The organism is Agrococcus sp. HG114 (genome assembly GCF_024723325.1).
Classification (GTDB): Bacteria; Actinomycetota; Actinomycetes; order Actinomycetales; family Microbacteriaceae; genus Agrococcus.
Genome location: NZ_JANQCH010000076.1, coordinates 1 through 10,849 on the forward strand (window position 1 = coordinate 1; position 10,849 = coordinate 10,849).

At 72.9% G+C, this 10,849-nt stretch carries 11 protein-coding genes and 1 tRNA gene; 8 read left to right on the forward strand and 4 right to left on the reverse strand.

All coding sequences use genetic code 11. From position 1 onward, the window contains the following. Window positions 1-447, reverse strand: a 447-nt coding sequence (locus tag NWP09_RS08560; RefSeq protein ID WP_258275101.1) for a Nif3-like dinuclear metal center hexameric protein, incomplete at its 3' end; no start/stop codon positions are given. Window positions 448-511: 64 nt separating this feature from the next. On the opposite strand from NWP09_RS08560, the gene NWP09_RS08565 reads away from it, so the two are divergent. Continuing rightward, window positions 512-584: transfer RNA gene (locus NWP09_RS08565), tRNA-Val, on the forward strand. A 7-nt stretch (window positions 585-591) separates the two neighbouring features. Here the strand turns inward: NWP09_RS08565 and NWP09_RS08570 are convergent. After that, window positions 592-1,050, reverse strand: coding sequence for a peroxiredoxin (locus NWP09_RS08570; protein WP_258275102.1), 459 nt, complete (start codon window positions 1,048-1,050; stop codon window positions 592-594). 149 nt (window positions 1,051-1,199) lie between these two features. On the opposite strand from NWP09_RS08570, the gene aceE reads away from it, so the two are divergent. The 6 genes from aceE to NWP09_RS08600 all read left to right on the forward strand — a co-directional run bounded on the left by aceE (window position 1,200) and on the right by NWP09_RS08600 (window position 8,694). Next, window positions 1,200-3,917 carry a pyruvate dehydrogenase (acetyl-transferring), homodimeric type gene (gene aceE / locus NWP09_RS08575; RefSeq protein ID WP_258275103.1) on the forward strand — a complete coding sequence of 906 codons (2,718 nt, stop codon included), beginning with the start codon at window positions 1,200-1,202 and terminating at the stop codon, window positions 3,915-3,917. A 10-nt stretch (window positions 3,918-3,927) separates the two neighbouring features. Next, window positions 3,928-5,169: a CdaR family transcriptional regulator gene (locus NWP09_RS08580; RefSeq protein ID WP_258275111.1), complete on the forward strand. Its 1,242-nt coding sequence runs from the start codon at window positions 3,928-3,930 to the stop codon at window positions 5,167-5,169. Window positions 5,170-5,174: 5 nt separating this feature from the next. Then, window positions 5,175-6,095 (forward strand): ACP S-malonyltransferase, encoded by a 921-nt coding sequence (locus NWP09_RS08585; protein WP_258275104.1) that lies wholly within the window; start codon window positions 5,175-5,177, stop codon window positions 6,093-6,095. Then, a complete protein-coding gene (locus NWP09_RS08590) occupies window positions 6,092-7,105 on the forward strand; it encodes a beta-ketoacyl-ACP synthase III (RefSeq protein ID WP_258275105.1) in 1,014 nt (337 codons plus the stop codon). Before NWP09_RS08585 ends, NWP09_RS08590 begins: the two co-directional genes overlap by 4 nt. 37 nt (window positions 7,106-7,142) lie before the next feature. Next, entirely contained in the window at window positions 7,143-7,394 is a 252-nt protein-coding gene (locus tag NWP09_RS08595) for an acyl carrier protein (protein WP_258275106.1), read from the forward strand. A gap of 64 nt (window positions 7,395-7,458) precedes the next feature. Next, window positions 7,459-8,694, forward strand: a complete 1,236-nt coding sequence (locus NWP09_RS08600) for a beta-ketoacyl synthase (RefSeq protein WP_258275107.1) — start codon at window positions 7,459-7,461, stop codon at window positions 8,692-8,694. 71 nt (window positions 8,695-8,765) lie between these two features. Here NWP09_RS08600 and NWP09_RS08605 read toward each other — a convergent pair whose 3' ends face one another. Next, on the reverse strand, window positions 8,766-9,293 hold the full coding sequence (locus NWP09_RS08605) for a DUF3145 domain-containing protein (protein WP_258275108.1): 528 nt from the start codon (window positions 9,291-9,293) through the stop codon (window positions 8,766-8,768). Window positions 9,294-9,390: 97 nt separating this feature from the next. Next, the gene (locus NWP09_RS08610; RefSeq protein WP_258275109.1) at window positions 9,391-10,215 is read right to left on the reverse strand and encodes a DUF1684 domain-containing protein; all 825 of its coding nucleotides are present in this window, start codon (window positions 10,213-10,215) and stop codon (window positions 9,391-9,393) included. Window positions 10,216-10,304: 89 nt separating this feature from the next. On the opposite strand from NWP09_RS08610, the gene NWP09_RS08615 reads away from it, so the two are divergent. Next, window positions 10,305-10,849: LLM class flavin-dependent oxidoreductase (locus tag NWP09_RS08615; RefSeq protein ID WP_258275110.1), on the forward strand; the 545-nt coding region annotated here is incomplete at its 3' end.

Here is a 10,849-nt window from a genome sequence, read left to right on the forward strand (position 1 = left end):
GAGCGGCACCGCGGCCGGCAGCGTGCCCACGCGGCCGAGGCCCTTCGCGCCGTCCACGCGGTTGACGACGATCGGCTCGGCGCCGGCGAGGCCGAGCATCGAGGCGAGCTCGCCGCTCGTGCCGCGGTCGACGACGTCGGCGTTCGTGTGGGCGGCGAGGAGCGCGACGCGCTCGCGCACGAGCCGCGTGATCACGCGGCCCGCGGGGGTCGTCGCCGCGACGCTCGAGACGCCCCGCAGCAGCAGCGGGTGGTGCACGAGCAGCAGCCCGGCGCCCCGCTCGACCGCCTCGGCGGCGGTCGCCTCGACGGCGTCGACCGCGAGCAGGATCCGCGTCACCTCGTCGGCCGGGTCGCCGGCGACGAGCCCGACGGCGTCCCACTCCTCGGCCGTCGCGGCGGGCCAGAGCGCCTCGACGGCCCGCTGCACCTCCGCCACGCTCGTCATGGCCCCCATCCTAGGGAAGCGGTGCCGAGACGGATGCCGCCCCCGGCGATGCGATGATGGTCGCGGGCGGTTGGCGCAGCTGGTAGCGCACTTCGCTTACACCGAAGGGGTCGCCGGTTCGAGCCCGGCACCGCCCACGACGCCTCAGGCGACCTTCGCGAGCGCCTGCCGGTAGGCGCCCAGGTCCCGCGACTCGGAGGTCGCGACGCGGAAGTGGTCGGCGATGCGGCCGTCGCGGTCGATCACGTACGTCGCGCGCGTCGCGACCCCGCGCTCGGGCAGGAACGCGTCGTACGCCTGCGCGACGGCGCCGTGCGGCCAGAAGTCGCTCAGCAGCCGGAACGCGAAGCCCTCCTGCTCGGCGTAGACACGGAGCGACGCCGCGGTGTCGACCGAGATCGCGAGCACCTCGGCGTCGACCGACTCGAAGTCGGCGAGCTCGTCGCGGATCGAGCACAGCTCCCCCGTGCATCGGCCGGTGAAGGCCGCCGGGTAGAAGACGAGCACCACGGGGCGGCCGCGCAGCTCCGAGAGCGTCACCGCCTCCCCCGTGTGGTCGACGAGCGTGAAGTCGGGTGCCTCGTCGCCGATCTGCAGTGCCATGCGTCCTCCCCGGGTCGTGCCGCGCATCCGCCCCTCATCGTGCCAGAGGAGCCGCCTGCGCCGACTCGGCGGGCACCCCGCGATGGCTAGAGTGGTCGGGCGGCCCCAGCACCCAGGGCGTGCCGCAGGAATCGACGTCAGGAGCTTCGGTGCTGAACGACCAGGACCCCTACTCGGGCCACGTGAACGACCCCGACCCGAGCGAGACCGCCGAGTGGCAGGAGTCGCTCACGCAGCTCGTCGAGACGCACGGGCACCAGCGGGGCCGCGAGATCATGCTCAGCCTGCTCAAGCGCTCGAAGGAGCTGCACCTGGGCGTGCCGATGGTGCCGACGACCGACTACCTGAACACCATCGCGCCCGAGAACGAGCCGGAGTTCCCCGGTGACGAGGCGATCGAGCGCACGTACCGCCGCTGGATCCGCTGGAACGCGGCGATCATGGTGCACCGCGCGCAGGCGCCCGGCATCGGCGTCGGCGGCCACATCTCGACCTACGCCTCGTCCGCGTCGCTCTACGAGGTCGGCCTCAACCACTTCTTCCGCGGTCAGGACGCTCCCGGCGGCGGCGACCAGATCTTCTACCAGGGCCACGCGTCGCCCGGCATGTACGCGCGCGCGTTCCTCGAGGGGCGCCTGAGCGAGGCGCAGATGGACGCCTTCCGCCAGGAGAAGTCGAAGGCGCCCAACGGCATCCCCTCCTACCCGCACCCGCGGATGATGCCCGAGTTCTGGCAGTTCCCGACCGTGTCGATGGGCCTCGGCCCCATCAACGCGATCTACCAGGCGCAGGCCAACCGCTACCTCGTCAACCGCGGCCTCAAGAGCGAGCTCGACTCGCAGGTGTGGGCGTTCCTCGGCGACGGCGAGATGGACGAGGTCGAGTCGCGCGGCGCGCTCCAGCTCGCCGCGAACGACGGGCTCGACAACCTCAACTTCGTCATCAACGCGAACCTCCAGCGCCTCGACGGCCCGGTGCGCGGCAACGGCAAGATCATCCAGGAGCTCGAGTCGTTCTTCCGCGGCGCGGGCTGGAACGTCATCAAGGTCATCTGGGGCCGCGAGTGGGATGCGCTGCTCGAGCAGGACCACGAGGGCGCGCTCCGCGACCTCATGAACCGCACGCCCGACGGCGACTACCAGACCTACAAGGCGGAGTCGGGGCTGTTCGTGCGCGAGCAGTTCTTCGGCCGCGACCCGCGCACGCTCGAGATGGTCAAGCACCTCACCGACGACGAGATCTGGGCGCTCAAGCGCGGCGGCCACGACTACCGCAAGGTGTTCGCGGCCTACAAGGCGGCCACCGAGCACAAGGGCCAGCCGACCGTCATCATCGCGAAGACCGTCAAGGGCTACGGCCTCGGCAAGAGCTTCGAGGGCCGCAACGCGACCCACCAGATGAAGAAGCTCACGCTCGACGACCTCAAGACGTTCCGCGACGCGATGCAGATCGACATCTCGGACAAGCAGCTCGAGAGCGACCCGTACCACCCGCCGTACTGGAACCCCGGGGTCGACTCCCCCGAGATCCAGTACATGCTCGAGCGCCGGCGCGAGCTCGGCGGCTTCACGCCCGAGCGCCGCTCGAAGCACACGATCATCCCGCTGCCCGAGGCGAAGACCTACGAGATGCCGAAGAAGGGCTCCGGCAAGCAGGAGGTCGCCACGACGATGGCGTTCGTGCGGCTCATGAAGGACCTGCTGCGCGACAAGGGCTGGGGCTCGCGCTTCGTGCCGATCATCCCCGACGAGGCCCGCACGTTCGGCATCGACGCGTTCTTCCCGACGGCGAAGATCTACAACCCGCAGGGCCAGAACTACACGTCGGTCGACCGCGACCTGCTGCTGAAGTACCGCGAGGCGCCCGACGGGCAGATCGTGCACGTCGGCATCAACGAGGCCGGCGCGATGGCGGCGTTCACCGCGGCCGGCACGTCGTACGCGACGCACGGCGAGCCGCTCGTCCCGATCTACGTCTTCTACTCGATGTTCGGCTTCCAGCGCACGGGCGACTCGATCTGGGCGGCCGCCGACCAGATGGCGCGCGGCTTCCTCATCGGCGCGACCGCGGGCCGCACGACGCTCGCGGGCGAGGGCACGCAGCACGCCGACGGCCACTCGCCGCTGCTCGCCTCGACGAACCCCGCGGTGCTCGCGTACGACCCCGCCTACGGCTACGAGATCGCGCACATCACGCAGATGGGCCTCGAGCGGATGTACGGGGAGACCCCCGAGGACGTCATCGTCTACATGACCGTCTACAACGAGCCGATGGTGCAGCCGGCCGAGCCCGAGGGCGTCGACGTCGAGGGCATCCGCCGCGGCATCCATCGCGTCTCGACGAGCGACCACCACCCGATCAAGGTGCAGCTGCTCGGCTCGGGCGTCGCCCTCCCGTGGCTCCACCACGCGCAGGAGCTGCTCGGCAAGGACTGGGGCATCTCGGCCGACATCTGGTCGGTCACCTCGTGGAGCGAGCTGCGCCGCGACGCGCTCGAGGTCGAGGAGCACAACCTCCTCCACCCGCAGGAGCCCGCGAAGGTGCCGTACGTCACGCAGCGGCTCTCCGAGGCCGAGGGCCCGTTCATCGCGACGAGCGACTACATGCACGCGGTGCAGGACCAGATCCGCCAGTGGGTGCCGGGCGACTACGCGACGCTCGGGGCCGACGGCTTCGGCTTCGCCGACACGCGCGCCGCCGCCCGCCGCTTCTTCAAGATCGACAGCCACTCGGTCGTCGTGCGGGCGCTCGACGCGCTCGCGAAGCAGGGCAAGGTGCCGCTCGGCATGGTGCAGCAGGCGATCTCGAAGTACGACCTGCACGACGTGAACGCGGGTGTCTCCGGCACCGTCGGCGGCGACGCCTAGGCGGCCTCCGCTGACCGCTGACGCCGAGCTGAAGGCGCAGCAGCTCGCGTGGCTGCGCCGGACCTCGGGCGACCTCGCGAGCCAGGTGATGCGCGCGCTCGACGATCGGCTCCCCTGGTACCGCACGATGCCGCCGTCGCGGCGGAGCGCGGTGGGGCTCGTCGCGCAGTCGGGCATCACGTCGTTCATCGCGTGGCACGAGGATCCCGAGGCGCAGCCGTGGATCGCCGCGGACGTCTTCGCCGCGGCGCCGCGCGAGCTGCTGCGGAGCGTGAGCCTGCAGCAGACGCTGCAGCTCATCCGCACGGTCGTGTCGGTGTTCGAGGAGCGCATCGGCGACGCCGACCCGGTGATGCGCGAGCCGATCCTGCGCTACTCGCGCGAGATCGCGTTCGCGGCCGCCGACGTGTACGCGCGCGCCGCCGAGTCCCGCGGGCTGTGGGACGCGCGGCTGGAGGCGCTCGTGGTCGACTCGATCCTCACGGGCGAGCACGACGACGAGCTGCCGAGCCGCTCGGCCGCGCTCGGGTGGCACGGCCGCGGCGAGTGCGCCGTGCTCGTCGGCGTCGCACCGCGCCAGCTCGACGTCGACATCGTGCGCCGCAAGGCGAGGCATGCCGGATGCGACGTGCTCGTCGGGGTGCAGGGCAACCGGCTGGTCGTCGTGATCGGCCGGGCGGCCGCGACCGACGAGGAGCCGAGCGAGGAGCCGATCGAGTTCCTCGGCATCGCCGCGCAGCTCGCCGAGGGCTTCGGCGAGGGCCACCTCGTGCTCGGCCCCGCGGTGCCGGGCATCATCGACGCCGCGCGCAGCGCGAAGGCGGCCCTCGCCGGCTTCGCTGTCGCCGACGCGTGGCGGCGCACGCCCCGCCCGGTGCGGGCCGACGACCTGCTGCCCGAACGGGCGCTCGCGGGCGACCCGCTCGCCCGGCAGCAGCTCGTGCGCACCGTCTACCAGCCGCTGCGCGACCACTCCTCCGACCTGCTCGCGACCCTCGCGTGCTACCTCGACACGGGCCGCTCGCTCGAGGCGACCGCGCGCGAGCTGTTCGTGCACCCGAACACCGTGCGCTACCGCCTCAAGCGCATCAGCGAGATCATCGGCTGGGACGCGACGGGGGCCCGCGAGGCGCTCGCGCTGCACACCGCGATCATCCTCGGCGCGATCCACGACTCCTCGCGCGAGCGCGCCCAGCGGCCCGCCCAGCCCGCCCGTCATGCCGCCCCGGGCAAGGGCCCGGTGCAAGGATGAGCAGCGTGATCGTCATCGTCGCCCCCGGTCAGGGGTCCCAGAAGCCCGGCTTCCTCACCCCGTGGCTCGAGCGGCCCGGAGCGGAGGCTCGGCTCGCCGCGCTCGGCGAGGCCGCCGGCATCGACCTCATCGAGCACGGCACCGTGAGCGACGCGGACACCATCCGCGACACCCGGGTCGCGCAGCCGCTCATCGTCGCGGCCGGCATCCTCGCGCTCGACGCGCTCGGGGACAGCGCGCGCCTCGCAGCCGGCGTCGCGGGCCACTCGGTCGGCGAGATCACCGCCGCCGTCGCCGCGGGCGTGCTCGAGGCCGAGGACGCGATGGCCCTCGTGGGCGAGCGCTCGCGAGCGATGGCGGATGCGGCTGCCGTGACCCCGACGGGCATGGCCGCGGTGATCGGCGCCGACGAGAGCGCCCTCGAGGCGCGCCTGTCCGAGCTCGGCCTCCAGCCGGCGAACTACAACGGCGGCGGCCAGATCGTCGTCGCCGGCCCGCTCGACGCGCTCGCCGCCCTGGGCGAGGCGCCCCCGGAGCGCGCGCGCGTCATCCCGCTCCAGACGGCCGGCGCGTTCCACACCTCGTACATGCAGCCCGCGGTCGAGCGCTTCCGCGCGAAGGCCGCCGCGACGCCGACCGCCGACCCGACCACGACGCTGTGGACGAACCGCGACGGCAGCCCGGTCTCGAGCGGCGCCGACTTCCTCGACCTCATCGTCGGCCAGCTCTCGAGCCCGGTGCGCTGGGACCTGTGCATGGCCGCGTTCCAGGAGGCCGGCGTGACCGGCATCGTCGAGCTCGCGCCGGCCGGCGCCCTCGTCGGGCTCGCGAAGCGCGGCCTGCGCGGCGTGCCGGCCGTCGGCATCGGCTCGCCAGAAGACCTCGACGCGGCGGCGGCGCTGCTGCAGAGCGGAGCAGCAGCATGACCACCACGACCGGCAAGCCCGCGCTCGCGAGCCTCACGACCCGCGCCGGCTCGCGCATCCTCTCCGTCGGCGCCGCGCGCGGCGACCTCGACGTGCCCAACGACGACCTCGTCGGCCCCATCGACTCCTCCGACGAGTGGATCCGGCAGCGCACGGGCATCATCAGCCGCGTGCGCGCCTCCGCAGGCATCGAGGCCGTCGACCTCGCCGAGACCGCCGCGAAGGAGGCGATCGAGCGCGCCGGGCTCGAGGGCGCCGAGATCGACGCCGTGATCGTCTCGACCATCAGCAACACCGTGCAGACGCCGTCGATGGCGGCGCTGCTCACCGAGCGCATCGGCGCGACCCCCGCGCCCGCGTTCGACATCTCCGCCGCGTGCGCCGGCTACGCCTACGGCGTCGCGCAGGCCGACGCGCTCGTGCGCAGCGGCATGGCCGAGCACGTGCTCGTCGTCGGCGTCGAGAAGCTCTCGGAGATCGTCGACCCGACCGACCGCTCGATCAGCTTCCTGCTCGGCGACGGCGCCGGCGCGGTCGTCATCGGGCCCTCCGACGAGCCCGGCATCAGCCCCTCGGTGTGGGGCTCCGACGGCGGCCAGTGGGACACCATCCGCATGACGAACACGCTCGGCTCGATGCGCGACGGCGAGCCGTGGCCGACGCTGCGCCAGGACGGCCAGAAGGTGTTCCGCTGGGCGGTGTGGGAGATGGCGAAGAAGGCGCGCGAAGCGCTCGACGCCGCGGGCATCGAGCCCGGCGACCTCGCCGCGTTCATCCCGCACCAGGCGAACATGCGCATCATCGACGAGTTCGCGAAGCAGCTGAAGCTGCCCGAGTCGGTCGTCATCGCGCGCGACATCGCGACGACCGGCAACACCTCGGCCGCCTCGATCCCGCTCGCGATGCACCGCATCCTCGAGGAGCACCCCGAGCTCTCGGGCGGCCTCGCGCTGCAGATCGGCTTCGGCGCCGGTCTCGTGTACGGCGCCCAGGTCGTCGTCCTCCCCTAGACTTCAACCCGTCCACCAGACAGAAGGAGACACCCTCATGGCATTCACCAAGGACGAGGTCCTCGCAGGACTCGCAGACCTCGTGAACGACGAGACCGGCATCGCGACCGAGAACGTGCAGCTCGAGAAGTCGTTCACCGACGACCTCGACATCGACTCGATCTCGATGATGACGATCGTCGTGAACGCCGAGGAGAAGTTCGACGTGAAGATCCCCGACGACGAGGTCAAGAACCTCAAGACGGTCCAGGACGCCGTCGACTACATCACGAACGCCCAGGCCGCCTGAGCCCTGTGACGACTGCGCGTGCGGCCGGAGGCACCGGCCGCACGCGCGATCTGTGAGGAGAGCCATGACGAAGAAGATCGTCATCACCGGCATCGGTGCCTCGACGCCGATCGGCGGCACCGCTCGCGAGAGCTGGGAGGCGCTGCTCGCCGGCGAGTCCGGCGCGCGCTCGCTCGAGCACGACTGGGTGCAGCAGCACGAGCTGCCCGTGACCTTCGCCGCCGAGGCCAAGGTGCGCCCCGACACGGTGCTCGAGCGGCCCGTGGCGAAGCGCCTCGACCCCTCGAGCCAGCTCGCGCTCGTCGCGGCGCAGGAGGCCTTCGCCGACGCCGGCTCCCCCGACATCCCCTCCGAGCGCCTCGGCGTCGACTTCTCGACCGGCATCGGCGGCCTCTGGACGCTGCTCGACGCATGGGACACGCTGCGCGAGCGCGGCCCCCGGCGCGTGCTGCCCATGACGGTGCCGATGCTCATGCCGAACGCGCCGTCCGCCGCGATCTCGATGCACTTCGAGGCGCGCGCGTACGCCCGCACGGTCGCCGCCGCGTGCGCCTCGAGCACGGAGGCGCTCGTGAACGCGTACGAGCACCTGCAGGCGGGCCTCGCCGACGTCGTGCTCGCCGGCGGCAGCGAGTCGGCCATCCACCCGCTCACGCTCGCAGCGTTCTCGTCCATGCAGGCGCTCTCGCGCCGCAACGACGACCCGGCCACCGCATCCCGCCCCTACGACGTCACCCGCGACGGGTTCGTCATGGGCGAGGGCGCGGCCGTGCTCGTGCTCGAGACCGAGGAGCACGCGCTCGCGCGCGGCGCCCGCATCTACGCCGAGCTCGCGGGCGGCGGCGTGACCGCCGACTCGCACCACATCACCGCGCCCGAGCCCGAGGGCGTCGGCGCGAGCCGCGCGCTGCTCATGGCGCTCGAGGCGGCGGGCGCGACGCCCGACGAGGTCACCCACATCAACGCGCACGCCACGTCGACGCCCGTCGGCGACGTCGCCGAGGTGCGCGCGCTCGAGCGCGTCTTCGGCGAGCGGGTGCGCGAGATCCCCGTCTCCGCGACGAAGGCCGCCCACGGGCACCTGCTCGGCGGCACCGGCGCGCTCGAGGCGATCTTCGCCGCGCTCGCGGTGCAGGAGCGCCAGGCGCCGCCGACGATCAACGTCACCGAGCAGGACCCCGACGCGCCGCTGCGCATCTCGGCGTCGCCCATCCCGCTCGGCGACGAGCCGCAGCTCGCCGTGTCGAACTCGTTCGGCTTCGGCGGCCACAACGCGGTCGTCGCGATCCGCTCGGTCTGAGTCCCGCCCAGACGCACCGAGAGCCCCGCTGTACGCAGCGGGGCTCTCGGGAGCTTCGGAGCGTCAGGGCATCAGCCGACGCGGTGCAGCCACGTGACCGGCGAGCCGTCGGAGGCGTGCCGGTAGACCTCGAGCTCGCGGTCCCACGCGCCGCCGAGGGCGTCGTCGAGCTCCGCGAGCAGGGCGCGGGCGTCGGGGCCCGCCGCCTCGATGGCGCTGCGGATGCGGTCCTCCGGCACGAGCAGGGAGCCCGCGGCATCGACGCGGCGGGCGGTGATGCCGAGCTGCGGCGTGTGCATCCAGCGCATGCCGTCGGAGCCGGGCGCGGCGTCCTCGGACACCTCGAAGCGCACGTCGCGCCAGCCCGCGAGGGCGCTCGCGATCGCGGCGCCCGTGCCGACCGGTCCGCGCCAGTGCACCTCGGTGCGCTCCGCGCCGGGATCGGCGGGCTGCGGCTGCCACACGAAGCGCAGCGCATCGCCGACGGCCTGGCCGATCGCCCACTCGAGGTGCGTGCGCATGGCGCGCGGGGACGCGTGGATCCAGACGACCCCCGCGGTGGTCGCGGGACGTCGCCTGAGCATGTTCGCAGCAGTCATCGTCTCTCCCTCGTTCGATGCGACTTCCCCATCGGTCGAACGAGCCCGGAGGCGATGCGTCGAGTGTGTCACACCGCGGCTGCGAACTCCAAGCGTGTCATTCGGCCCGGAAGACGGGCCGCTGCTCCCCCGCCTCGATCGCGAACGGCAGGCGGTTGCCCGCTGGCGGCAGCGGGCAGTTGAACTGGTCGCTCATCGCGCACGGCGGCACGATCGCGCGGTTGAAGTCGAGCTCGACGGTGCCGTCGTGGCGGGGCTTGACGAAGAGGAACCGGCCCACGTCGTAGGTCGCCTCGCCAGTCGTCGCATCGGCGAAGACGATCTGCAGGCTGTCGCCGTCGGGCAGCGCCACGAGCTCGACCGTGCGCCCGTCGTGCTCGAAGCGGATGGTGCCGGGCGAGACGCCCTGCCGCATCGAGCCGCCCTGCGACTTACCGTACTCGAACGCGACGCCGCCCTCGACGGGCTCGAACGTGCCGTGCTTCACCCAGGCGGGGTCGTAGTCGTACGTGCTGATGCCGTCGAAGCAGCGCTCGTCTGCCGCCTCGGCGTCCCACACGCGCAGCGCGAACGCGCCGTGGTGGTTGGGGCCGATGACGAACGCCGTGCGGCGGTCGTCGAAGCGCACCGAGCTCGGCGTCATCGAGTCGTGGCTGTAGACCATCGCGGCCCCGTCGACCGTCTCGCCGTCGACGACGATCTCGTCCGACGCATCCGCCGTCACCTGCAGGCCGTCGCCCGCGGGCGACGGCGCCCAGGTGCCGGGCACGCCCTCGACCTCGGTGGGCTCCGAGATCCACGCGGTCGTGACGAGCGCGACGGCGCCCTGCGGGCCGCGCACGCTCAGGTCGCGCTTGCGGCGGAAGACGAGGTGCGACTCGGGCACGGTGGCGTCGGGAGTCGTGACGGCGGCGTCGGTCATGGCTCCAGCCTACCGAGCGGGGCCCCGCGTCGCCCCGTGGCTCCCGCCTCCCGCGCGCGCCTGTCGGCGCGACGGCCTACCGTGTGCCCATGGATGCGATGCCGCAGCTCAGCCTCATCATCCCGCCCGACCAGGCGCCCGAGCGCTTCGTGCCCGTCGCGCGCGCCGCCGAGTCGGCAGGCGTCGAGGAGGTGTGGCTCTGGGAGGACTGCTTCGCCGAACCCGGCCCGGCGCCTGCCGCCGCGTTGCTCACCGCCACCGAGCGGCTGCGGGTCGGCATCGGGCTCATGCCCGTGCCGCTGCGCGCCGCCGCACTGACGGCGATGGAGATCGCGACGCTCGAGCGCATGGCTCCCGGCCGGCTCCTCCCCGGCATCGGGCACGGCGTCCTCGAGTGGATGGGCCAGGCCGGCGTGCGGGCGGAGTCGCCGCTCACGCTGCTGCGCGAGCACGCGGAGGCGATCCGGCTGCTGCTCGCGGGCGACGAGGTGAGCGCCGACGGCCGCTACGTGCAGCTCGACCGCGTGCAGCTGCGCTGGCCGCCGCAGTCGCCGCCGCCGCTGCTTGTCGGCGCGCAGCGGCCGAAGACGCTCGCGCTCGCGGCCGAGCTCGGCGACGGCGTCGTGCTCGCGGG